Origin of the sequence: Ruegeria sp. HKCCD4884, assembly GCF_013110855.1 — a bacterium.
In the GTDB taxonomy this organism is placed as follows: domain Bacteria; phylum Pseudomonadota; class Alphaproteobacteria; order Rhodobacterales; family Rhodobacteraceae; genus Ruegeria.
The window spans coordinates 42,434-66,149 of record NZ_WVRJ01000007.1; the positions used below are offsets into that span (position 1 = coordinate 42,434).

Sequence of the window (23,716 nt, forward strand, 5' to 3'; positions counted from 1 at the left end):
CAAATATTCAAGCGCCGCGCACCCGCGCGGCGCTTTTTTTACAGAATGTCTGGCGTCACATGGATAAGCGTTGGGACCGGTGCGTCGAAGGCGGCGCGGGTGGCACTCTGCATTTTTGCCAATGTCGATGGTGCCGCCGACAAGGCACCGAAAGCCTCAGCCAATTTGCAGAAATCCGGGTTTCGAGCAACCACAGCATTCGGTGCGATCTGACTGCGCACCATGCTGTCTTCAATCTCTTTCAGCTTGCCATTGTCCCACAGGATGATTGGCAAAGACAAACCCAACTCAACCGCAACACCCAGTTCCTGCATCGTGTAATGAAACCCATAGTCCCCGGCGATAACTGCCGTTGGCTTTCCACGTCGTGCAACTGCCCCACCAATTCCGGCAGGTAACCCGTAGCCAAGGGTGCCAAACCCCGTAGGGTGATGCCAGTGATGAGGATAGGCCATGTCCCAAACCTCTTTCGCGACATAAGCGAATTGGGTCATGTCCGAATAGATCATTGTATCAGCTGGCATAGCTTCGCGCAGCGCGTCCGCAACCGGCACAATTCCGGGCCGCTCGGCATCTACCTCGGCGCGCCAGCGGGCACGCGCAACGGCGACCTCATCGGTCGACCATCCGGTCGCGGGTTTCATGTCGGCAGTCGCGTGCCACAATGCGCGGGCAAAGCTTTGGCTGTCTGTCTGGAGCTTGATTGCGGCCCGGTGGCGATCAGATAGAACTTCGGGGTCCAGATCTACACGGATCAGCGTCGCTTTGTGTCCAAGCTCATGCCGCCACAGATCAACCTCGCCCAGCTCAGCGCCAACAGCAATCACCAGGTCCGCCGAGGCTATGACTTCGGCGCTTCCAGGGCGCGGCAGCATGGATCCGAAATCCAGCGGGTAGTTCGCGCCCGGCATCCCGCGCCCGGCGTAGGTGGTAAAGCAAGCAGCGCCCAACTGTGTCAAAATTTGCCGCCAGTCGTTGGACTTGCAGCCCCCGCCCAAAATGAACAATGGCCTGCGTGACAGGTTCAGCATCGAAACAACGGATGACACATCAGGCGGCAACGCCTTGGTGCGCAGCGCTGGCTGGTTTGGAAACGGCGCGGGGTCAGCATCCGCCTCCAACTGCGCAATTGGCACCTGAATGTGTTTGGGCCGTGGTCGCGATAGCTCGAACTCTTCAAAAGCACGCTCCACCAGCCCATAGGCTGCTGTCGCGGATTCGGCCTGAGCCGACCAATCGGCAACCGTCCCGGCGGCGACACGCTGATCGTTCATCTGATGCAACTGGCCACGCATTGCTTGCGTTTCATCAAGACAGGAAGACAGCACCAGCATCGGGACAGAGTCGCTGTAGGCCTGACCAATCGGCGTCATGATGTTGCACAAACCGGGTCCGGTGATGACGTAGGCAACACCCGGCTGGCCTGTGGCGCGCGCGTAGCCATCTGCCATGAACCCTGCCCCTTGCTCATGTCGCGCCAAAACATGGGTAATGCCCGCCTCTTCGATGCCGCGATACATTTCCTGATTATGGACGCCGGGAATGCCAAAGATCACATCCACGCCACGATCCTTGAGCATATGCGAAATTTGCGCGCCAAGGGGTCTTTTCATCAGTTTCTCCAGAATTGAACGGTGAAGATCGCGTAAACGGCCAGAAGTTCAAGCCGCCCAACCAGCATTCCGATCGTAAGCAGCCACTTGGCCGTATCATTGAGGCCCGCGAAATTGCCTGCGGGCCCAATCTGGCTGCCCAAACCGGGGCCGACATTGGCCAATGCGGTTGCTGCCCCGGACACGGACGTGATGAAGTCCAGCCCCGTCAGCGCCAGTGCCCAGGACAACACGCCCATCGACAGAACGAAGAACATGAAAAAGCTCATGACCGAGGTCAGGACATCGCGCCCCACAGGCCGACCGTCGTAAAGCGGGACAAAAACTCCATGAGGGGACCGGATCCGCCTGATCTGAGTTTTGATTGACGCCAGCAGCAGTTGATACCGGAAGATCTTGATCGAACATGCCGTGGATCCCGCGCAGCCGCCAATCAGCCCGATCAGGAAAAACAACATGACCGGAAAGCTGCCCCATCCCATGTAGTCGACACTGGCATACCCGGTGCCCGAGATGATCGAGGTGATGTTGAACAGGGACTCGCGGAAAGCTTGTTCCCAATGGTGCGGGAAGACCGAAGTCAGAAAGATGGTCATTATCACGACCAGCACCAGAACGGTCGCGATAAAGGCACGGATCTGGCTGTCCTCCCACAAAGAAGAGGTCTGGCCGTTGGCAAGCTGAACATACCGTACGAAAGGCAACGCCGCCAGAATCATGAATACTGCAGCCGCGTATTCCACCGGGCCCGAAAACGTTGCAAATGACGCGTCATAGTTGGCAAATCCACCCGTCGCGATGGTGGTCATGGAATGGACGGTGGCATCAAAAAAGCTCATCCCGAATGCAGCGTAGACCAGCGCGCATACTACAGTCAGGAACACGTAGATCAGGGAAATCTGGCCTGCGATCTCTTGCGCGCGCGGAAGGATTTTCCCCATGGTTTCAAACCCTTCCGAACGGAAGATTTGCATACCACCCACACGCAATTCCGGTAGGAACACCATCGCGACCACGATGATACCGATGCCGCCCAACCATTGCAGAATACCGCGCCACAGCAAAAGCCCCCGTGGCAGTGTATCCAGCCCGGTTATGACGGTTGAGCCTGTTGTTGTGAGGCCGGACATGGCCTCGAAATAGGCATCGACAAACCGCAGTTCGGTTTCACCGAACAGAAACGGGATTGCACCAAATACCGGCAATGCGACCCATACGCCGGTTGTCAGCAAAAAGGTCTGCCGGATGGTCAGTCCCTCGCCCACGCCGTTGGAACAGCTCATTGCCAGAACCGACCCGGTCAGCATCGTGATGATCGCGCTTTCCAGGAACACATGCCATTCCCCTCGCCCCTCGATCATGTCGGCGAGCATAGGAAACAGCATGGCCGCCCCAAGAATGGCGACCAGCAAGCCAATCACATATCCGACCGGGCGAAGATCCATCATGAGGCGCAGCGTTGGCGCGCCAACCCGACCGTGTCAAGCAGATGATCCGGGTTAAGCGTCGGATTTCGTATCTGCCCCGGGCATCGCCGGAGGTTTGGACGGTGCACGGGTTCTACGCGTATGCGAGCTGGGCTTCTCTGCTGTCGCCGCTGGCTTTGATTGGGTGGCAGACGCCGCAGGTTTAGGCGAAGCCGCTTTGCGTGTGCGGGGCGCAGGTTTCGCGCGAGTCGACACCGCTTTTTCCAACGGCGTAGCGGTTTTTGGCTGGACCGCAGGTGTCTTGGCTACAGGCGCTGCAGCCCGGGCCGGAGATTTTTTCGCCGGAGTTGCCTTAACGGTAGAAGACGAAGCGGGGGTCGCCTTTCGCGCCGCAGGTTTTGCTGGCTTGGCAACGGGTGCGGCAGGTTTTTCTTCTGTTTTGGCCTGCGGGGCTGGTTTTGGCGCGGGCTTGGCCTTCACGACCGGCTCAACCTTTGCCACAGCGGCAGCGCGCGGCTTGGCGGAAAACTCAACCGGTTTTGTTTTGGGCGCAGCCGCCATAACCTTCTTTACTGGTTTTTTCGCAACCGTGGCCTTTTTGGTCGCTGGTTTTTGCACACGCGAAGCAGCAGGTTTGGCCTTAGAAGCAGCAGGTTTGGCCTTCACCGTCGGTTTTCTGACTGGCTTTTCAGCGACCGGCGCCGGAGCTGATGCGGCCGCATGCAGTGCTTGCACAGGTGCCATCGGCAATTCGAACGCTGAACGAGCTACGATTTGCATGATCTTCATTTGATTGACCACGGCATAGCCCGCCAATCGAAACGCCGCAGCCTGAAGCTCCAACGGTTGGGTAATCGGATTCATTACATGTTTCTCCTGTAATAACGATGCAGCCCGAATTTTTTGGGTAAGGTGCCCTGCCCGCACCGATGTATCGGGCGGTGATCTAGATCTTGCAGTCCAAGGCGTGTCACGTCTCGGTTTCCTTTCGGGGACGCACACCTTCCCGAAGGCAGGCATACGTCTGCTGCATTCCCTTCGAATATACAGGCAAAGAATGCGCAAGTGCAGCATTTTTGCTGCATTGCGGCGAAAGAACGCTTGCGGCCAGAAACTCTGATTAAATTCTAGCCGCTTACACGGCGCGATTCACCCAACATGAAACAAGGTTGTGAACAATCTGGGGTCCAGGCTGGATGCCTCAAACGTTGGGCCCTCGGTCAGAATCGACACGGCGTCATGGCTGTGCAAGCTTTCTTGGTGACTGGCGACAACGCGGAAATCGCCCACATGGTGATCCGCCAACAGCTCAGCGCAGAAAAGGCGCGCAGCGTCTTCGACAAAGATGGGGTTTGCGGCGTTCAGCTCGGCAAAGGCCTGTTCGTCCTCACGTTTGACCATGACTTGCGTCTCGGTCGGAACAGCACGACGACACAGCGCAATCAGATCTTCGAACCACAGGCAATCTGCATCGCAGTCCACCACAACGGAAACCCGCGCGACCGAGCGCTGAGAATGCGGCGTTGCAAGCTGCCCGCGCATCGAACGAGCGTGTTCGCTCAGTTCCAGCGAGCACGGACATGTCGAAGAATACACATAGTCCAGATGCATAATCTTCTGGCGCACACCGTTTTGCTCGACCAATTCCAGGGCAATATCGTAATATTGGTAGCCTTCCAAACCCGAGCGCAAGCTCATTACCTTGTCCGGGTAAGAAAACCGCATCTGAATCCGGGCATCGAAACTGTCCAGATCTGTCATGTAGTCATCAAGCGCCGCTTCCATGACCTCGAAGCTGAACGTACGTTCTGCATGTTTGTAAAACGACCGCATGATCCGGGACATGTTGATGCCCTTTTTCTCGGCCTCCAGACTGACAGTACCTGTGATCGAAGTCTCAAGCGTCAGGTCATCGCCCTCTTTCCGATGGAAACGGATCGGCAGGCGGAAGTTCGAAATGCCCACATGCTGGATTTGCTGCTTGGCCCCACGGATCAGGCTGGACGGGCCATTCTGCAAATCTGGCAGTGACGCGCGATACGCGGCATCGACTGCAAAATCCTCAGGATACTCGCGAGAAAGAGATGGGTAATTCACGGAGGTCAACCCGGGCACTAACCTGGCCACAGCCGGGTCCAATTGGCTGATCTCGGATGCAGACGCCGACTGAGCCCATTGCCGGAGAACTTTAAGTGCCTCGGCGGCCTTTTCCCGATCCGGAGTTTCATCAATGTCGCGCGGGTGAACGTTCATCGGCTGCGGTTCCTCGATTGATCGTCGGACTATATACGACTGATGTTCATTTTCCAGTCTACCCCGATACGTGGCCAATAGCAGTCCGGATCGAAAAAAGCGGTGCAAAACCGTCAATTCGCAACGATTTGCGCCCTTTGATGGTGCAATCAGCAGGAAACAGCGCAACAGGCAATCCGTATGGACACACAATAACGCTGAAGTTTGACGTCAAGTCACGCCCCGGCACGATAAAGACGCCCGGGGCGCGGCAGATTACTTTTGCGAGACCTCCAAAGCCTGCCGGATATCGGACAGCAGGTCATCAGCGTCTTCCAGACCAACAGAGAACCGAATGAGGCCGGGTGTGATACCCAATTCGTCTTTCTGCGCGTCACTCAGCCGTTGGTGCGTCGTTGTAGCCGGGTGCGTTGCGATGGATTTGGCATCGCCCAGATTGTTGGAAATCACTGGGATCGTCATCGCATTCAGGAACGCAAAGGCCGCATCCTTGCCACCCTTGATGTCCAGAGACAGAACCGTGCCGCCCTTGCCGCCAAGCTGCGTCTGAACCAGCGCGTTCTGCGCATGGGTTTTCAGGCCGGGATACAGGGTACGCTCAAGCGCCGGGTGACCTTCCAGTGCCTCAGCAATCTTTTGCGCGCTTTCAGCCTGCGCATTGACCCGCAGAGCCATGGTTTCCAGACCTTTCAGCATGACCCAAGCGTTGAACGGGCTAAGCGCGCCGCCGGTATGCTTCAGGTACGGCTCGACCGTTCCGCGGATGAAGTCACGAGTACTGATAATCACGCCGCCCAGCGCGCGACCTTGGCCGTCAATGTGCTTGGTCGCCGAATAGATCACAACATCTGCACCCTGCTTGATCGCGCGCGAAAACACCGGGGTCGAGAACACGTTGTCCACCACAACAAGGGCACCGACAGCGTGGGCCAGTTCGGCCACAGACGCGATATCGATCACCTCCAAAGTCGGGTTCGACATGGATTCGAAGAACACCGCTTTGGTGTCGGGCCGGATTGCGGCCTTCCATTGCTCAAGATCAATGCCATCAACAAAGGTCACATCCACACCAAAGCGGGTCAGGATGTTTTCGACGATGTACAAACAGGATCCAAACAAGGCTTTGGCAGAGACGATGTGATCGCCTGCCTTCAGCATCGAGGTCAACGCACCGTTGACAGCGGCCATACCCGATGCCGTTGCAAAGGCGTCCTCGGCCCCTTCCAACGCTGCGATACGCTGTTCGAACATGGATACAGTTGGGTTGCCGTAACGGGCATAGATGAACTCGTCAGGTCCGCACTCCAGAAACCGGGCTTCGGCCTGTTCTGCGTTTTCGTAAACAAAGCCTTGCGTCAGGAAAATCGCCTCGCTCACCTCGTTGTACTGACTGCGGCGGATGCCGCCATGGACGGCTTGGGTGCGTTTGTTCCAGTTCTCGCTCATCTCAATCCTTTCAGCCTCTGGCAGAGGCAAACAAAAAACCCCAGACGCGGCCAAGCGAAAGGGGTCTTTCATCCTGACCTTTTAGCGGTGTTGTTTAGCGTGGCCCGCAATCCGGTAACAAATCGCCACGTGGTCTATGATGTTGGCCTTACGCCGCACATGCAGAGTCGTCAACCCCGACAAACCCATCGTCACAGATCTGTAATCAAAGGTTCGACGGGCCTTCCCCTGCGATGGCATCGCCCGAAGTCACAGCTTTTTGCGCTTCGCCTGCCGCAAGCCCTCTTGCCGATTGCTCAGAAAACCTCATGATCTCATCAACCTGAGGAGAGACCATGATTGATCTGTATTTCTGGCCCACGCCAAACGGCTGGAAAGTGTCCATCGCCCTGGAAGAGATGGAGCTGCCCTACAAAACTCACCTGATCAATATCGGCAAAGGCGATCAGTTCGACCCGGAGTTCCTGAAGATCGCCCCCAACAACCGGATGCCTGCCATTGTTGATCCCGACGGTCCTGATGGTGAACCCGTTTCCGTGTTCGAAAGCGGTGCGATCCTGATGTATCTGGCCCGCAAGACCGGGCAGTTCTATGGCAAGACCGAGCGTGACCGGATTGCTGTTGAGGAATGGCTGATGTGGCAGATGGGCGGTGTCGGACCCATGGCCGGTCAGGCCCATCACTTTTTAAAATACGCCCCTCAACTGGACCCACCACAGGACCTGCCCTATGCAAAGGACCGCTATCGCACCGAGGTCGCCCGCCTTTACGGCGTGCTGGATCGTCGACTGGCCGATAACGAATACGTTGCCGGCGATTTCTATTCCATCGCAGATATGTCGATCTGGGGTTGGGCCAGCCTTTGGGAAGGTCAGCAGCATGTACTGGACAACACACCCCATTTCGCGCGCTGGCTTGAAACCGTAAGCGCCCGTCCTGGCGTTCAGGCTGGTCGCGCATTACACGCCGAATTGCGTGGGGATCACAGGGACAAGCAGTCGCAAGGGGTTTTGTTCAAGCGATAAACCCCAATCACAGCAAGCACATGATTTCTTGGTGATGTTCGATGTTGGGCATGAACAAAATGGCCGCAGCACAGTGCATCAGCGAAACTTGAATTCCGGCTCTGCCGGGAAGCGCATTGGTTTGCCTGCCCATTGCTGGCCACGCAGCGCTGTAACCTTCCTGCTTTCGATACGCATTCCGGCTGTCAGGACAAAAGCTCTCTGCCCCTGCGGCTCAACTGATCGCTGCGCAACACCGGAACGGAAATATTCCGGTTTTCTAGAGCGCCTCGACCGAAAACTCGGACCTCCACTTTGCTTCATTTCCGAAGTTTCCGGCGACCGCGACACCTCGAAACCCGTCAAGTTCAATAACTCGGAACGGTACATTTCAGCGGCTGCAAGGTGCTGGCTCTCGAAAGCGTATGCTTTCTGAGCTTCTTCAATCATTCTTGCAGAATGCACATACCCTTTTGACCGGCTGAGCACTGAAAGCTCTGCAAGACGGTCTAATATTTGATCTTCATCCAGACCGACGGTATTTTTGAACGATCCGTGCTGTGTAACGTTTGGCATCCCGATTGACTCTGAGAAGACGTTGAGTGATGCGCGCCCAAGCCCACCCCCGGGCCTCGGCTGACGCAAAAAGACATGAGCAAATACCCACCCGATGTCGGAGAGTCGACCAACTGTCGCGAAATTGGCAGAAAAGCGCCTTTTGCTCACTCTTGGTTGATGCAAACATGTCCATGCTACGGTTCCCAAACGAGCGGAATCGGACACCAAGCTGCTGAAAAAACGTTTGATTTGTAATGAGCGCTTAGCTTCCTTCGCACAAAATCACCAGCCACCGAAAACCGACGCAATGATCACCCAAGAGCTAAGCACGATCCACGTTCCGGTGATAAGCCAGAACATCCAAGGTCGAGTCGCCCGATCAATCGGCTCCACAAAATCGGCGCGCCCGGATCTTAGTGCCAGCCATGTCCAGATCAGGAACAGCACGCCCCAAAACACCTGTAAATCCATGATCACGGCAAGCCATACGCAAACCAACGCGATCAGCGACTTCCAGGCCACTCCCACAGGCGTGCTTTTGGCGCTTGAATCCGATCTTTCGTCGACAGCAGTACCGTTTGGATCCACAGTCTGGATCATAAAATGAGCCCCTTGCCGGTCTGATACCAATACGCGGCCCTCCGGCAGGTCATTGTGGTGCTGCCCGGACCGCGCTTCGATTTGCCGTAGGGTATCGCCGACCGATTTGACGCCAAAACATGGCATCCAATAGCGAAACTTTCCACGTATCGCCTCGGGCACCTCTTCGGCCCAGGCAACAACTGTTCCGTCGGGATGGCGTATATCATAACGCGGCCATGGGCTTGCTGAGCTTTTCTCAAAGCGCCACCCGAACAGGTCCGCATAGAATGGCGCGATCAGCGCTATGTCAGGAACGTGGTGAAAGCGGCCTATGACCTTACCAGCGCCTGGGGCGCCGGTCTGGATGTCAGGTCCTTCGTACATCGTAAACCCTGCGCCGGACGGGTCCCGAACCAACGCGATACGGGCCGCTTCGCTGAAGGGTTGGGGCTCAACTTCGATGATGACCCCCTCGTGTGTCCGAGCTTGTTCGACCTTCGCGTCCAGATCATCAACATGGATGTAGGACATCCAAAATGACGGCATGTTCATTTTCGCCAAACGATCCGGCATCGGGAAGATTGCTGCAACCTCCTGACCGCCGATAGTGGCAAAGTCATACGCCTCTTCTTTGCCAAAGGACCAATTGAAAAATTCAGCATAGTCCGTTCTGGCAGTGCGCATGTCGTAGGTGGACAGGTCCGTCCACAGAAAATGTCCGTTTGCCATCGCGCCCTCTTACCCGTTTCAATACCTATCCGAGCTATGACCGGGGCAGCGCCCTGTCCAGAGGCAGCACTATACGCAGATTGCTTTATTGCCCTTCCCCCCGCACCAGCACATCCAACATGCCCGAGATATCTTCGATCTCTTCCGCGATCACATGAGTCACCGAATGCGCCCGCTGCATCCGACCTGTCACCTTCAGCAAACGCCCTGAAATCACCGCGCGACGGAATTGTTCGTAGATTTTGCGCCACACCACCACATTCACGATCCCGGTCTCATCCTCAAGCGTCAGAAAGATCACCCCCTTGGCCGTCCCCGGCCTCTGTCGCAGGATCACCAGCCCGGCCACGGCCACCCGCGCGCCCTCGGGCGGTGCAGTTAACTGGTTTGAGGGCAAACAGGATGGCGGGCGCGGCCAGCCCTGGTTTGGCGCGACAGTGCGAACAGGAGCAACAAGCATGAGAACAAAGATAGAACAAACGCAAGGAAAGTCCAGACACGGCGCGATGAGTCGCAAATGAGGCTGGAAAGACCTAAATGCCTTGACTAAGGAAGATTCGAACATCGAAAAAGGAAGACGCACGCAATGGCAAAGATCACCTATGTCGAGCACGGCGGTATCGAACACACTGTCGAGGTCGCCAACGGACTGACCGTCATGGAAGGGGCCCGTGACAACAACATTCCCGGCATCGAGGCCGACTGCGGCGGCGCATGCGCCTGCTCGACCTGCCATGTCTATGTCCATCCCGACTGGGTCGAGAAAATCCCGGGCAAAGATGACATGGAAGAAGACATGCTGGACTTTGCCTATGAGCCCGACCCGGCGCGCTCGCGCCTGACCTGCCAGATCAAGGTCACAGACGCGCTGGACGGTCTGGTCGTACAGATGCCTGAAAAGCAGATCTGATGCATTCCAAAGCGCCGCGCACGCCCGCTCGCATTTGGCAAGGTCGGGCGCGCGGCGCACTGACATCTCTGTGCCTTTGGGGATCGACCTTTGGCGCAGCAACTGCTGCCGACCAAATTAAAGCGGCCAAGTTTACAGAACCCACTACACGCTATGCGCATGGGGTCTTGGGCGACGCTGTTGAATACGGTGCATTGGAACTCCGCGTTCAAAACGCCGACTCAAACCCAAAGACCGTGACCGTTCGTCTGCCCAAAGACCGCGTCTTCGAAGACCTCTCACCACGGCTTATCGATATTGATGCTGACGGAACTCTCGAAGCGATTGTTGTCGAATCTCAGGATCAACAAGGCGCACAGCTCGCCATTTATAACGCAAGCGGCACAAAAATCGCCGCCACACCATATATCGGCACCCGCTTCCGCTGGCTCGCCCCAATTGGCGCAGCCGACCTGGACAGTGACGGCCATATCGAAATCGCCTATATCGACCGCCCGCACCTTGCCAAAACACTGCGTGTCTGGCGCTACAAAGACAACGCCCTGGCAGAGATCGCTTCGATACCCGGCTTGACCAACCACAAGATCGGTGAAGATTTTATCTCAGGCGGCCTGCGCACCTGCGGCGACCGCCCAGAGCTGATCGTAGTCAGCGCCGACTGGTCACGGATCGTCAGCGTTTCCTACGACAATGGCTGGACCAAAACCGATCTCGGCCCATTCAAAGGCTCAAACAGCCTCGCCCAAGCCTTGAACTGCTGATCCGTCTCTTCATCTGGCTAAAAATACCTTGGGGGTGAGGCCGCAGGCCGAGGGGGCAAAGCCCCCTGCCCGATCAACCATCCAAAGCACGCCACCCGATATCGCGCCGGTAAAATCCTTCGGGCCATTCCACCCCATCAACCATCTGGTACGCCCGGTCCCGCGCCTCTTGCAACGAGTCTCCACGCGCCGTTACGTTCAACACACGCCCACCTGCGGCCTGCACCTGACCCTCGACAGCCTTGGTCCCCGCATGGAACACCATGTTGCTGCTGTCCTCGGGCAAGGCGTTCAACCCCTTGATGACTGAACCCTTTTCATAGGAACCTGGATAGCCCTTGGCCGCCATGACAACCGTCATCGCGTGATCATCCGCCCAATTCACTCGCATCTCGCCCAGTCGCCCCTCGGCAGCGGCATGCATCAAATCCATCGCCTGCGCACCAAGGCGCATCATCAGCACCTGACATTCAGGATCGCCAAAACGCACATTGTATTCCACCAGACGCGGCTGACCGTCCTTGATCATCAACCCAGCGTAGAGAACCCCCTGAAACGGCGTACCCCGACGCTTCATCTCGGCAATGGTCGGCCGCACAATTTCTTCCATCGCACGTGCTTCAACCTCTGCACTCAACACCGGTGCGGGAGAATACGCACCCATACCGCCCGTGTTCAGCCCGGTATCGCCCTCACCAACCCGTTTGTGGTCCTGAGCAGTCCCTATGGACAAGATGTCCTCACCATCACACAGAACAAAAAGCGAGGCTTCCTCGCCTTCCATGAACTCTTCGATGACAACTTCCGCGCCAGCACCGCCAAAAGCGCCGCCGAACATGTCGTCAATCGCGTCCAGTGCGGTCTGTTCGTCCATCGCGACGATCACGCCTTTGCCTGCAGCCAGACCGTCAGCCTTCACCACAATCGGCGCGCCTTGTTCGCGGATATAGGCCTTGGCAGGCTCGGCTTCGGTGAACCGCGCATACGCTGCTGTGGGGGCTTTGGCTGCGTCGCAGATTTCCTTGGTGAAGCTTTTCGACGCTTCCAGCTTCGCCGCCTCGGCGGAGGGACCAAAAACCAGAACTCCAGCCTCGCGCAAGCGATCAGCCACGCCAGCCGCCAAAGGTGCCTCGGGCCCGACAATCACAAAAGCAATCGCGTTTTCTTCGGCAAAGCTGACTACAGCCCCGCCATTTTCAATATCCAGCGCGGCACAATCCGCGATCTGAGCAATTCCGGCATTGCCCGGAGCCACGATCAGACGGTCGCATTTTGGATTTTGCAACACCGCCCAGGCGAGACTGTGTTCGCGCCCGCCGCTGCCGAGAATGAGGATGTTCATGAATGCTCTCCGATCTGCTTGGCCTTGCCTGCGCGGCGTTCTAAGCTGGCCCGGCATTTGAAACAAGGCGCTGAAATGTCCGATCTGCTTGATGACCCGATTCCGGGCCAAAATACCCCCGAATACACCGTTTCCGAGATCTCAGGAGAGGTGAAACGGGCGCTCGAAGGCTCTTTCGGGCGAATCCGAGTGCGCGGTGAGGTCGGGCGCGTGTTCAAAGCGCGGTCCGGGCATTTGTACTATGACATCAAAGATGACCGGAACGTTCTGGCCTGCACCACATGGAAAGGACAGATTTCCGGCCTTTCCGTTGTGCCAGAAGAAGGGTTGGAGGTTGTCGTCACGGGCCGCCTGACCGCATTTGGTGCGCAATCGAAATACAATCTGAATGTCGATGAGGTATCCGTCGCCGGTCAAGGCGCGCTGATGGCGTTGCTGGAAAAGCGCAAGAAACAACTTGAGGCCGAAGGTTTGTTCGCGGCAGAGCGAAAGAAGCCGCTGCCCTACCTGCCGCAGATCATTGGTGTCGTGACATCGCCTTCGGGTGCCGTGATCCGCGATATTCTGCACCGACTAAGGGATCGGTTCCCGCGCAAGGTGCTGATCTGGCCCGTAGCCGTTCAAGGTGCGAACTGTGCGCCCGAAGTGGCCCGTGCAATTGAAGGGTTCAACCAATTGACGCCTGGCGGAGCCTTGCCCCGCCCCGACTTGATCATCGTAGCCCGCGGTGGCGGGTCTATCGAAGACCTCTGGGGCTTTAACGAAGAGGTCGTCGCCCGCGCCGCAGCTGCATCAGAAATTCCGCTGATTTCAGCCGTCGGGCACGAAACCGATACAACGCTGATCGACTTTGTCTCGGATCGTCGCGCGCCGACACCCACTGCCGCAGCAGAGCTTGCCGTGCCCGTCCGCATGGAGCTGCTTGCATGGACCGGAGAGCAAGGTGCGCGGTTGTCCCGTGCGGCAACTGATGCAGTTCAACGCCGAACACAAAGGCTGCGCGATCTGTCCCGCGCCTTGCCGCGTCCGGAGACCCTGTTGAACACCCCGCGCCAACGCCTTGATTTGATTGCAGATCGCCTGACACCCGCCTTGACCCGTGGCGTGCAAAACCGTCGTCTGCAAGTCGTCGAACTGTCCGCCCATCTGCGCCCTTCGACCCTACGCGGTTTGGTAACAACGCGTCAGGAATCGCTGCGCAACCTGTCGTCGCGCCTGTCTCTGCGCCCGATTCAGCGCGAGATCGACCAGCAGCGGCAGAGCCTTGCCCGGCTTAACGATCGAATGAATACCGCTCAGACCACGCGACTTGAACGCCTTCAGCAACAACTTGAGGCCACCGACCGCCTGCGCGAAACGCTCAGTTACAAAGCCACTTTGGAACGTGGATACGCGGTCGTACGCGCGGAAGGTGACGTTATCACCACCAAAGCCCAGGCGGCCAAACACGCAGCGCTTGAGATCGAGTTCGCAGATGGCGTTCTGAGCACCGGCGCCACGGCAAAACCGACGCCCAAGAAACCCAAACCTGACGCCCCGGATCAGGGATCACTGTTCTAAGCCATGCAGACCATCTGGGGCTGCAAAACGTCATCGAATGTTCAAGCCCTGATGTGGTGTGTCGGAGAGTTGGAGTTGGATTACCGCCGCCACGATCTGGGGCACAGGTTCGGAGGGCTCAACACTGATGAATTCCATCAATTGAACCCAAACAGAACCATCCCTGTCATACGCGATGGCGATCATCCGCCACTCTGGGAAACCGGTGCAATTCTCCGCTACCTAGCCAATTCATACGCGGCTGAAACGTTTTGGCCCCGCGATCCGGTGCAACAAGCCGAAGTCGACAAATGGGCAGAATGGGCCAAGATTAATGTCGCGATGGCATTCACCGTGCCCGTGTTTTGGCAGGTTACCCGAATCCCAAAGGCGGAACAGGACCAACAGGAAATCGAACAAGCCCTGACCTCTTTGGAAAACAAACTGACACTTGCAGACGACCAACTGTCCCAACACGCGTTCCTGTGCGGCACCGACCTGACCTTGGCGGACATTCAGCTGGGTCACGTCCTGTATCGCTATTACGATATCGACATATCCCGCGCAGCGCTCCCGAACCTGCGCCGGTATTATGAGGAACTGGCGGAAAGGTCTGCTTATCAGAACCACGTGATGATCAGTTATGAAGACCTGCGCGTGCTCTGATCACACACCAACCTCAGGCCCATAGCACACCATTTCCTCGCCAAGTTCTTCGGCCTCATACAGTTCCGTCGCCTCCGGATTACCTTCAAACTGCGCAACCAGACCGCCGCCAGATTGCGTAAAAACCCAGCATTGAGGGTCGAGATTGTCTTCGTAGACAAAGCAGATCTGCTCGTCCCGTTGATACCAGACACCTTCCTTGCAGTTGCCATCCAGAAAAGACCAGATCACACGCCGGTTCGGCAGATACCGCTCGACCCCGTAAACCTGCCCGTCGAACCCGTAGAACAAGGTTTTACCTTGCGTGTATCTGTCGAACTCCGTGCCGGATAAAGGCGTCTGGGCCGCAACGGTCTGCGCGGCAAAGCTTGCGAGAATCATCCAGTATCTAAGCATAAGTACATTCTGCCAGAAGCGCTTAAGCTGTGCCATTCACCCTTTGCCTATGGGTTCATCACAGGACCCTTAACTCAACGTAAGCGCTTGATTTAAAAGTCCACCTCGGATGAACTCGTTTGGAAACTGTCGGGGGACCCATGACCAACGTACTCTTTTGGATCGCTCTCGGCTGCGCCCTTGTCTATCTGCCCCTGACAGCGCGCCCGGCCTCGACCTTGCGCACGATATTCAAGACCTTATCGGTTGCCGCCCTGGCTTTTGTTGCCTTTGCACAAGGCGGACCATGGTTACTTGTTGTTGCGCTCATTCTTTGTGCGACAGGCGATGCATTGTTGTCTCGCGAAACGGATGCCACGTTTATGGTGGGGATTGCTTCCTTCGCTGGCGGACATCTGGCCTATATCGCGCTATTCCTGACCTATCCGACCAGTAACGCTGATCTGATTTGGAACGCGCCCGCGACGGTGTGGTCTCTGGTTATTCTGGGCATCGTCATGGCCACCTTGCTGGCGCCACGCGCGGCTGATCTGAAAGGCCCTGTTCTGGCCTACATACCCATCATCCTGGGAATGGGTATAGCTGTTATGGCACTGCCGGACGCAGGTGCATTGCGCTGGGCCTTTCCCGCCGCCATCGCCTTCATCGCGTCCGATCTGATCCTTGCGACCGAGAAGTTTCTGCTGCCACCAAACCATCCGGCCCTCAAGGCAACGCCCTATCTCGTCTGGCCGCTTTACTGGGGGGCGCAGCTTGGCTTTGTCCTTGCTTTCGCGTGACCCTTTGCAACTGCCGCAAATCCGCATTAGGTGAAGGGAACACCTGCGGAGACACTACATGGCGTTTTTCTCAAAGCTAAAGGACAAGCTGTTCAAATCCTCCTCTCGTCTGGAAGAGGGGCTGGAAGCCATCGTCGAAGATGGCGGCGAGGAAACGGCCGCGCGTGACCCGGTGATCCCAGAACCACAGCCCGAACCGGAACCGATCCCTGAAGTTCCGGATCCCGCCCCGGCACCACTACCTACTGAACCGCCCGCCCCGATCCCCGCTGATCCAACTCCGGTCGCTCCTCCACCCGAAATCCATGAATCGAAGGGCATTCTGAACCGCCTGTTCAATCGCGGCGGCGGCACGACGGAAATGCGCCGCACCTTGGACGATGACATGCTGGAGCAACTCGAAGAGCTGCTGATCGCCTCCGACATGGGTGTCGACACGGCCTTGCGCGTCACCTCGAACATGGCCGAGGGGCGCTTTGGCCGCAAACTTTCAACACGTGAAATCAAGCAATTGCTGGCACAAGAGGTGGCCCGCGTGATGGAGCCGGTGGCCAAGCCCCTGCCGATCTATCCCAAACGCCCGCAAGTGGTGCTTGTCGTCGGGGTCAACGGCTCGGGCAAGACCACCACAATCGGTAAGCTAGCCAGCCAGTTCAAAGAAGCGGGCAAGAAAGTTGTCATCGCCGCCGGTGACACCTTCCGCGCCGCGGCCGTTGAACAACTGCAAGTCTGGGGCGATCGGGCCGGGGTTCCGGTGCTGACCGCGCCAGAAGGCTCGGACCCAGCGAGCCTGGCATTCGACGCCCTGACCCGCGCACAAGCCGAAGGTGCAGATCTACTAATGATCGACACCGCAGGCCGTTTGCAAAACCGTGCCGACCTGATGGAAGAGCTGGCCAAGATTGTCCGCGTCATCCGCAAAGTCGACGATACCGCCCCGCACAACACCCTGTTGGTCCTCGACGCAACAACAGGCCAGAACGCGCTTAGCCAGGTGGAGACTTTCCGCAAGCTGGCTGACGTCTCGGGCCTTGTCATGACCAAACTGGACGGCACCGCCAAAGGCGGCGTTCTGGTCGCTTTGGCGGACAAATTCGGCCTGCCCATCCACGCCATTGGTGTGGGCGAACAGATCGACGACCTCGCCCCCTTCGATCCCGAAGAATTTGCCGCCGCCCTGACCGGTCTCGACAAAGGCTGATCCGCCCCTTCATCTGGCTAAAAATACCTTCGGGGGTCTGGGGGTGGAAAACCCCCAGCCTCACCGCCCAGCAAAAGGTTGGCATCTTTGAGCAACTGGCTGATCTCATTGGAAGGAACCGAAGCGGGCCACCAACTTGCACTCGGGTTGGCCCTGATGGCGGCCTTTCTTCATGCCGTGTTTGGTGCTCTGCAAAAGGGGCGCCATGATCCGTGGCTGTCTCGTGGCGCCATTGATGCAAGTTACTGCCTCATGGCCGCACCTTTTGCCTTTTTTGTTGTGCCCTGGCCCGAACCGCATATGTGGCCAATCTTCGCGCTCGTCTGGCTGATTCACATCGCGTACAAGACGCTTCAGGCCATGGCCTATACCAAAGGCTCCTACACAGTGGTCTATCCGGTTGTGCGCGGTACTGGGCCACTCTTTACAGTCATCGGGGCTTATCTTCTATTCGGCGAGACCTTTTCTGCCGTTCAATGGCTGGGCGTTGCGACCCTGCTGGCTGGTATCTTCGGGTTGGCTGCGTATAATTTCCGGTTTCTGGAAACCAATCGGGACACTCTGGGCATCGCGCTCACTCTGGCGATCATCACGGGCCTTTTTGTGGCCCTGTACACCACCTATGACGCCTACGGTATCCGCGCCACTGCCGACCCTTTCACCTTTCTGGCCTGGTTCTTCATGATCGATGGCGCGGCCATGCCGATCTACGCTTTCCTCAGGTGGCGTGCCATGATCGACCGCCCTGCTATTGGCCCTCTCATGCTGCGCGGTCTGGCGGGGGGAATTATTGCCCCTCTGTCATTTGGTGCGATCATGCTCGCCACCCGGCTGGACAAAGTGGGTGAGGCCGCCGTTCTTCGCGAAACCTCAACGGTCTTTGCGGCCCTGATCGGTTGGCTTGTGCTAAAGGAAACTGTAGGGCCCCGACGCATTGCCCTTATGGCATTGATTGCACTCGGCGCCGTAATAGTTGAAATGGGCGGGTAAACAGCAGGACGTACAGATGACCGCCAAAAAAGACATCAACCCGTTTTTGAAACAGGTGCTGGAACTTGGCCCCCCCTTGGCCTTCTTCTTCATCTACCTGCGTTTGCGTGACGACAGTTTTCTGATCGGTGGTATCGAGTATTCCGGCTTTATCGTTGCAACGATCATCTTTGTGCCCCTGATGCTCGGCGCGATGGGTATCCTGTGGTACCTGACCGGCAAACTCAGCCGAATGCAGATATTCACCGCCTTCATGGTCCTTTTCTTCGGTGGCCTCACCGCCTGGTTCAATGACGAGCGGTTCTTCAAGATGAAAACCACGCTGGTCTATGGTCTGTTTGCTTTGATCCTGGGCATTGGCCTGATGCAAAAGAAATCTTACCTGGCCTATGTTCTGGAAGAGTTGCTTCCGATGAAACAGGAAGGCTGGATGATCCTGACCCGCCGCTTGTGCGCCTGTTTTGCCATTTTGGCCGCCGCCAACGAATTTGTCTGGCGCACAATGTCGACGGACATGTGGGTCAAGATTGAGACCTTTGGCTTTCCCATAGCGCTGATGGCCTTTTTGATGCTGCAATTCAGCATGTTGCAGCGCTACATGGAGGATCCGGAACAGAAATAAGTCCCGTTGCGTCAGCCAGGTCTGCCAAAACAAACAAAATTCTTGGATAATGCGCCGAGCTATGTGAAGTTGTATCACCACCCGCACACTCACCTTGCCCAAGATCGGTGCATACATGACGGCCTTTCCCAACAGCGGCTTCTTGTCCGAAGCCTCCGACGGACTCAGAGAAATGCTTTCGGCTCAAGCGACCGAAATTTCCCTGACCCAAGGCGAAACACTTTTTGAACAAGGCGACGAGGGCGACGCGCTGTACGCCATTTTGGAAGGCACCCTCGAAGTGTCTTTTCTCGCCATGAGCGGGCGCAAGCTGACCCTGACCCTGATGCGCCCAGGCGAAGTCTTTGGCGAAATCGCCCTGTTCGACAACGGTCCCCGCACAGCGACCATTGCGGCGGCCGAAGCCTCGCGCGTTTTGCGAGTGCGCCGCAATGACGTCCTGAAACAGATCCGGCACTATCCTGATCTTGCAGAGGATTTAATCCGGCTGGCCGGATTGCGGATGCGGTACATGGGGTCTCAGTTGAACGAGCAAGTCTTTTTGCCCATGCCCATTCGTCTTGCGCGAAGGCTGCTACACCTGTCAGGTTTGCAGGACAACCCGTCCGAACGCATTACACTGTCGCAAAGTGAACTGGCCGAGTTTGTCGGGGCGACGCGCGAAGCGGTGTCCAAGACAATCTCAGGCTGGAAACGCGACAATGTTGTGGAAGCATCCCGCGGCGGACTGCTGATTCAGGACTTTGTGGCACTACGTGAGTTGGCCGAATCTGACCTGATCTGAGCGGATGTGATCTGGTTCACAGACCTGTTTCCAAACATAACCTAAGTTGAAGTTGTTACCGTAGGAGGTCAGAGAATCATCCCCGATATCTGTCCACTGACCTCTCCCTGTATCTGAGCCATACGCAATTTCTGCGTATGGCTCATTTTTTTTGCAAATACCCTGCCCCTTAATCGGCTAGGCAAAGAAAAAGGCCGGGATTTTGCCCCGGCCTCTTTCGTTTACTCTTCGAGGCTCAGCGCCACAAACCGCGGATCTCCGCCCCTGCGTACCAAGAGCAGCAAGGATTTCCTGCCGGCTTCGCGCGATTCTTCCATTCTCTCTTCCAGATCACCGATGGTCTCAACTTTTTGCTGTCCTGCTTCGGTGATCAGATCACCGGCCCGCAATCCTTTGGCATAAGCTTCAGACGCCTGATCCACGTCGGAAATCACCAGACCTTCGGCATCTGCGTCCAGACCCAGATCCTCGCGCAGCGTGTCGGTCAGGGGAGATATCGTCAGGCCAAGAATATCCGCGTCCTCGTCGACCGGCGCCTCTTCACGTTCCTGTTCGCCACTATCAGCACGCTCAGCATCTTCGCGACGCCCCAGTGTGACCAATACGGTCTGGGTTCCGCCGTCCCTATGCACGATGACACGCACAGATTTTCCGACTTCTGTTTCACCGACCTGACGCACAAGACCGCGTGTGTCTTCAACTTCAACGCCGTCAAAACTGGTGATCACATCACCCGCCTTCAAACCTGCTTCTTTTGCCGGACCTTCCGGGACATCACTGATCAGAGCACCGCCAGGCTTTTCAAGCCCCATTGCTTCTGCCATGTCCGGCGTCACGTCCTGAATACGAACGCCAAGCCATCCACGGCGCGTTTCCCCAAACTCACGTAATTGGTCGACAACTTTGACGACAACGTTGGACGCCATCGAAAATCCAATCCCGATTGACCCCCCGTTGGGAGACAGGATCGCCGTGTTCACGCCGATCACTTCGCCATCCATGTTGAACAACGGACCACCCGAGTTGCCTCGGTTGATCGCCGCATCGGTCTGAATGTAATCGTCATAGGATCCACTCAGCTCTCGATTACGGGCCGAAACGATCCCGGCGGAAACCGAAAAGCCCTGCCCCAGCGGGTTGCCCATGGCAATCACCCAATCGCCAACACGCGCAACGTCACTATCGCCGAATGTCACGTATTTCAGCGGTCCCGACGCTTCGACCTTGAGCAATGCGATATCGGTCTTCTCATCCGTACCGATGACTTTGGCGACCAGTTCTTGTTTGGGCTGACCGTCGCCCGGGAAGAATTCCACAAGGATTTCATCGGCTTCGGCAATAACGTGATTGTTGGTGACGATAAATCCGTCTTCCGAAATCACAAAGCCCGAACCCAAAGCGTTGCTGCGCCTTGGCGCGTCGTCATCATCTCCGTTTCGGTCCTGAAATTCACGAAAGAAATCCTCGAACGGGGACCCTTCGGGGACAATCCCCTGCGGACCAGCCTGACTTTCGATCAGGGTGCTTGTTGTGATGTTTACCACGGCCGGGCTGATCTTTTCCGCCAGCGGCGCAAGACTTTCACCCCGGGCCTGCACGGCAACTGTTTGCGCCAGCAAAAGCAGCATTCCGGCAAAAGCCAGCCACATCACCCGCATCCACTCAATCCTTTCGTCCCACCGGACGGACACACTGCGCGCTTTCGCCTGCACTTGAGCTCTCCTTGTCGACAGTCTTCCCCAGACCGCTAAGAAACAGTCTTGCTTATCGACCAATGTAGTCAGTTTGATCGGACGAGCAACTCAGGATCGCGGGGAATTCACTGCCAAGTGAAGGCATACCTTCAAAAACCCAGCTGATACGCCCCCCAAAGCAGGATCAACCCGCTTATGACGCAAAGCAGCCCCATCAACCGGCGCGCCTGTTCTGGCACTGAACGAAGCGCTTCGAGCATACGTTCAATAAGCGAAGGGGCCAGCGCATAGGCCAGCCCCTCGACAATAAGCACCAGCCCAAAGGCCAGAAGGATCATGCCCATTACTGGGTCGCCTGCCCTGTAGGCGATTTCAGGTAGTTGAAGAACTCGGAATCCGGGCTCAGCACCATTGAGCTGTTGCTGCCGCCCAGCGCGCGTTCATAGGCAGAAAGAGAGCGATAGAACTCGAAGAACTCCGGGTCCTTGCCAAAGGCTTCGGCGAAGATTGCGTTGCGCTCGGCGTCAGCCTCACCGCGAATGATCTCGGCTTCGCGGTTGGCGTCCGACACCAGTTCAACCACTGTCCGGTCGGCTTGCGCGCGCACACGCTGCGCGGCCTCGTTACCACGTGCGCGTTCGTCGGTTGCTTCACGTTCACGTTCAGCCTTCATCCGGTCGAAAGTGGCCTCAAGGTTCGCCTGCGGCAGATCGGTTGCCTTGAGACGCACGTCGATCACGTTGACGCCCAGCGCGCGCGCTTCGGCTATCGCGCTGTTACGGATGCGCAGCATCAAAGCCGCACGGTCTGAACTGAGGATGTCACGCGAGGACACCGAACCCAGAACTTCCCGCGTTTCCGCGCGCAGGATACGGTCCAGACGGTCTTCGGCGACAGGAACGCCACCAACACCAACAGCCTGACGGAACTGCTCCAGATCAGAAATCCGGTAACGTGCGAACGCATCGACCACCAGACGACGGTCATCCAGAGGTGTTACCTCAAGTGGTTGAACGTCGATGGAAAGGATACGGTCGTCGTAGCGAACCACTTCCTGGATCAGAGGAATCTTGAAAGCCAGACCAGGCTCTTCCTTCACAGCCACAACGCGGCCGAATTGCAGCACCAACGCGCGTTCGCGCTCGTCCACGATAAAGATCGAGGACAGACCAACTACGCCCAGAATGGCAATGACGATAAGGATAATAGGCGACTTACGCATCAGTTGCTCTCCGCAGGTTGGTTGCGACGCAGTTCGTTCAGCGGCAGGTAGGGTACGACGCCCTGCCCCTGACCGGTCGAGTTCTCGTCCAGGATGATCTTGTCGACATCACCCAGAACCTGCTCCATCCGCTCTAGGTACAGACGCTTGCGGGTCACATCCGGCGCTTTAGAGTATTCTTCCAGAACCGCGCTGAAACGGCTCGCCTCACCCTGTGCACTGTTGATCTGCTGGGCGCGATACGCTTCGGCCTCTTCCAGTACCTGCGCGGCTTCACCACGGGCTTCCGCCAACACGCGGTTTGCATAGGCGTCGGCCACGTTTTGCAGACGGTCACGTTCTTGCGCAGCGGCCTGAACGTCACGGAATGCGGCAATCACATCCTGTGGCGGGTCGGCCTTGTCAAAGTTCACACGGACGATGTTCACGCCGGAATCATAGCTGTCCATTGTTGCCTGAATAAGTTCCTGTAACCGGTCGGCGATAACACCACGATCCCGGTTCAGGATTGGAGCCAATTCGCTTTGCGCGATGATCTCGCGCATCGCCGATTCCGAAACCGCGCGGATCGTTTGGCGCGGGTCGCGCAGATTGAACAGGAACTTGGCCGGGTCGTTGATGTTCCAAACGACCTGATAGTCGATGTCGACCACGTTTTCGTCGCCGGTCAGCATCAGACCATCGTCGCTGCCACGGGCACCGCCCATGTCTTCGTTCTGTTCGCGTGTAACCGGAATGACCTCAGCTGTTACCAGAGGCCACGGCGCGAAGTTCAGACCAGGATTTCCAACAGCGGAAAACTCGCCCAGAAACAGCTCAACGGACTGTTCTTCCGGCTTAACCGTGTAGAAACTTGCCGCAGCCCAAAGACCAACAGCCACCAAGCCACCAATAATAACGGTGCCCTTGGTAAAGATCGGGCCGCCACCGCCTGAACCCTGACCATTACTGCCACGGCCACCGCCGCCGCGACCGCCCATCAGGACGCGCAGCTGCTCCTGGCCTTTTTTCATCAGCTCGTCGATCTCGGGGATCTGCGGGCCGTCGCCTTCGGGTGGCTTACGCCCGTCCCCGTTATTTCCCCGATTTCCTCCACCACCGGAAGAGCCTCCGCCCCCCCAGGGGCCACCGCTGTTGCCCGCCATATGTATATGTTCCCTTGTGTTTGACCGTGTGATCACGGCGTCCTTTGTAACTT

At 57.2% G+C, this 23,716-nt stretch carries 24 protein-coding genes and 1 riboswitch; of the genes, 11 read left to right on the forward strand and 13 right to left on the reverse strand.

The annotated features are described in order from the left end of the window. Positions 1 to 38 precede the first annotated feature (38 nt). Together GS636_RS11810 and GS636_RS11815 are read right to left on the reverse strand one after the other, a co-directional pair. Entirely contained in the window at positions 39 to 1,613 is a 1,575-nt protein-coding gene (locus tag GS636_RS11810; RefSeq protein ID WP_171669601.1) for a thiamine pyrophosphate-binding protein, read from the reverse strand. Next, on the reverse strand, positions 1,613 to 3,061 hold the full coding sequence (locus GS636_RS11815) for a TrkH family potassium uptake protein (protein ID WP_171669602.1): 1,449 nt from the start codon (positions 3,059 to 3,061) through the stop codon (positions 1,613 to 1,615). The genes GS636_RS11810 and GS636_RS11815 overlap by 1 nt, the downstream gene beginning before the upstream one ends. Before the next feature lie 94 nt (positions 3,062 to 3,155). On the opposite strand from GS636_RS11815, the gene GS636_RS11820 reads away from it, so the two are divergent. Further along, the gene (locus GS636_RS11820; RefSeq protein ID WP_171669603.1) at positions 3,156 to 3,833 is read left to right on the forward strand and encodes a hypothetical protein; all 678 of its coding nucleotides are present in this window, start codon (positions 3,156 to 3,158) and stop codon (positions 3,831 to 3,833) included. A 356-nt stretch (positions 3,834 to 4,189) separates the two neighbouring features. On the opposite strand, the gene folE2 is transcribed toward GS636_RS11820, so the two are convergent. Next, on the reverse strand, positions 4,190 to 5,293 hold the full coding sequence (gene folE2, locus GS636_RS11825; RefSeq protein ID WP_171669604.1) for a GTP cyclohydrolase FolE2: 1,104 nt from the start codon (positions 5,291 to 5,293) through the stop codon (positions 4,190 to 4,192). Between the two features lie 255 nt (positions 5,294 to 5,548). Beyond that, positions 5,549 to 6,739 (reverse strand): O-succinylhomoserine sulfhydrylase, encoded by a 1,191-nt coding sequence (metZ, locus tag GS636_RS11830; RefSeq protein WP_171669605.1) that lies wholly within the window; start codon positions 6,737 to 6,739, stop codon positions 5,549 to 5,551. A gap of 61 nt (positions 6,740 to 6,800) precedes the next feature. After that, positions 6,801 to 6,878: riboswitch (SAM riboswitch) on the reverse strand. A 196-nt stretch (positions 6,879 to 7,074) separates the two neighbouring features. On the opposite strand from metZ, the gene GS636_RS11835 reads away from it, so the two are divergent. Continuing rightward, the gene (locus tag GS636_RS11835) at positions 7,075 to 7,764 is read left to right on the forward strand and encodes a glutathione S-transferase N-terminal domain-containing protein (RefSeq protein WP_171669606.1); all 690 of its coding nucleotides are present in this window, start codon (positions 7,075 to 7,077) and stop codon (positions 7,762 to 7,764) included. Between the two features lie 78 nt (positions 7,765 to 7,842). Here the strand turns inward: GS636_RS11835 and GS636_RS11840 are convergent, their stop codons facing one another. The 3 genes from GS636_RS11840 to GS636_RS11850 all read right to left on the reverse strand — a co-directional run bounded on the left by GS636_RS11840 (position 7,843) and on the right by GS636_RS11850 (position 10,072). Further along, a complete protein-coding gene (locus GS636_RS11840; RefSeq protein WP_171669607.1) occupies positions 7,843 to 8,526 on the reverse strand; it encodes a hypothetical protein in 684 nt (227 codons plus the stop codon). 57 nt (positions 8,527 to 8,583) lie between these two features. Then, on the reverse strand, positions 8,584 to 9,612 hold the full coding sequence (locus tag GS636_RS11845; protein WP_171669608.1) for a VOC family protein: 1,029 nt from the start codon (positions 9,610 to 9,612) through the stop codon (positions 8,584 to 8,586). 85 nt (positions 9,613 to 9,697) lie between these two features. Next, complete coding sequence (locus tag GS636_RS11850) at positions 9,698 to 10,072, reverse strand: OB-fold nucleic acid binding domain-containing protein (protein WP_171669609.1); 375 nt, start codon at positions 10,070 to 10,072, stop codon at positions 9,698 to 9,700. 126 nt (positions 10,073 to 10,198) lie between these two features. Here GS636_RS11850 and GS636_RS11855 point away from each other — a divergent pair, with 126 nt between their 5' ends. Together GS636_RS11855 and GS636_RS11860 are read left to right on the forward strand one after the other, a co-directional pair. Beyond that, a complete protein-coding gene (locus tag GS636_RS11855) occupies positions 10,199 to 10,522 on the forward strand; it encodes a 2Fe-2S iron-sulfur cluster-binding protein (RefSeq protein ID WP_171669610.1) in 324 nt (107 codons plus the stop codon). Next, complete coding sequence (locus GS636_RS11860) at positions 10,522 to 11,283, forward strand: VCBS repeat-containing protein (RefSeq protein WP_171669611.1); 762 nt, start codon at positions 10,522 to 10,524, stop codon at positions 11,281 to 11,283. Before GS636_RS11855 ends, GS636_RS11860 begins: the two co-directional genes overlap by 1 nt. 73 nt (positions 11,284 to 11,356) lie before the next feature. Here the strand turns inward: GS636_RS11860 and purD are convergent, their stop codons facing one another. Continuing rightward, positions 11,357 to 12,625 (reverse strand): phosphoribosylamine--glycine ligase, encoded by a 1,269-nt coding sequence (purD, locus tag GS636_RS11865; RefSeq protein WP_171669612.1) that lies wholly within the window; start codon positions 12,623 to 12,625, stop codon positions 11,357 to 11,359. Between the two features lie 75 nt (positions 12,626 to 12,700). On the opposite strand from purD, the gene xseA reads away from it, so the two are divergent. Then, the gene (gene xseA, locus GS636_RS11870) at positions 12,701 to 14,185 is read left to right on the forward strand and encodes an exodeoxyribonuclease VII large subunit (RefSeq protein WP_171669613.1); all 1,485 of its coding nucleotides are present in this window, start codon (positions 12,701 to 12,703) and stop codon (positions 14,183 to 14,185) included. A gap of 3 nt (positions 14,186 to 14,188) precedes the next feature. Beyond that, positions 14,189 to 14,830 carry a glutathione S-transferase family protein gene (locus GS636_RS11875; protein ID WP_171669614.1) on the forward strand — a complete coding sequence of 214 codons (642 nt, stop codon included), beginning with the start codon at positions 14,189 to 14,191 and terminating at the stop codon, positions 14,828 to 14,830. Here GS636_RS11875 and GS636_RS11880 read toward each other — a convergent pair whose 3' ends face one another. Beyond that, on the reverse strand, positions 14,831 to 15,226 hold the full coding sequence (locus GS636_RS11880) for a hypothetical protein (protein ID WP_171669737.1): 396 nt from the start codon (positions 15,224 to 15,226) through the stop codon (positions 14,831 to 14,833). It abuts the gene before it with no gap. Between the two features lie 140 nt (positions 15,227 to 15,366). Here GS636_RS11880 and GS636_RS11885 point away from each other — a divergent pair, with 140 nt between their 5' ends. The 5 genes from GS636_RS11885 to GS636_RS11905 all read left to right on the forward strand — a co-directional run bounded on the left by GS636_RS11885 (position 15,367) and on the right by GS636_RS11905 (position 19,602). After that, positions 15,367 to 16,005 carry a lysoplasmalogenase gene (locus GS636_RS11885; RefSeq protein ID WP_171669615.1) on the forward strand — a complete coding sequence of 213 codons (639 nt, stop codon included), beginning with the start codon at positions 15,367 to 15,369 and terminating at the stop codon, positions 16,003 to 16,005. A gap of 58 nt (positions 16,006 to 16,063) precedes the next feature. After that, positions 16,064 to 17,206 (forward strand): signal recognition particle-docking protein FtsY, encoded by a 1,143-nt coding sequence (gene ftsY / locus GS636_RS11890; protein WP_171669616.1) that lies wholly within the window; start codon positions 16,064 to 16,066, stop codon positions 17,204 to 17,206. 87 nt (positions 17,207 to 17,293) lie between these two features. Beyond that, positions 17,294 to 18,196, forward strand: coding sequence for an EamA family transporter (locus tag GS636_RS11895; protein WP_171669617.1), 903 nt, complete (start codon positions 17,294 to 17,296; stop codon positions 18,194 to 18,196). Between the two features lie 16 nt (positions 18,197 to 18,212). Beyond that, entirely contained in the window at positions 18,213 to 18,818 is a 606-nt protein-coding gene (locus tag GS636_RS11900; protein ID WP_171089330.1) for an inner membrane-spanning protein YciB, read from the forward strand. 115 nt (positions 18,819 to 18,933) lie between these two features. Beyond that, positions 18,934 to 19,602, forward strand: coding sequence for a Crp/Fnr family transcriptional regulator (locus GS636_RS11905; protein ID WP_171089328.1), 669 nt, complete (start codon positions 18,934 to 18,936; stop codon positions 19,600 to 19,602). A gap of 221 nt (positions 19,603 to 19,823) precedes the next feature. Here GS636_RS11905 and GS636_RS11910 read toward each other — a convergent pair whose 3' ends face one another. The 4 genes from GS636_RS11910 to hflK form a co-directional block, all read right to left on the reverse strand. Then, entirely contained in the window at positions 19,824 to 21,314 is a 1,491-nt protein-coding gene (locus GS636_RS11910) for a Do family serine endopeptidase (protein ID WP_171669618.1), read from the reverse strand. A 131-nt stretch (positions 21,315 to 21,445) separates the two neighbouring features. Then, positions 21,446 to 21,640: a DUF2065 domain-containing protein gene (locus GS636_RS11915; protein WP_171182673.1), complete on the reverse strand. Its 195-nt coding sequence runs from the start codon at positions 21,638 to 21,640 to the stop codon at positions 21,446 to 21,448. Next, on the reverse strand, positions 21,640 to 22,518 hold the full coding sequence (gene hflC, locus GS636_RS11920) for a protease modulator HflC (RefSeq protein ID WP_171105184.1): 879 nt from the start codon (positions 22,516 to 22,518) through the stop codon (positions 21,640 to 21,642). The genes GS636_RS11915 and hflC overlap by 1 nt, the downstream gene beginning before the upstream one ends. After that, entirely contained in the window at positions 22,518 to 23,663 is a 1,146-nt protein-coding gene (hflK, locus tag GS636_RS11925; protein WP_171089319.1) for an FtsH protease activity modulator HflK, read from the reverse strand. Before hflK ends, hflC begins: the two co-directional genes overlap by 1 nt. Between the last annotated feature and the right edge of the window lie 53 nt (positions 23,664 to 23,716).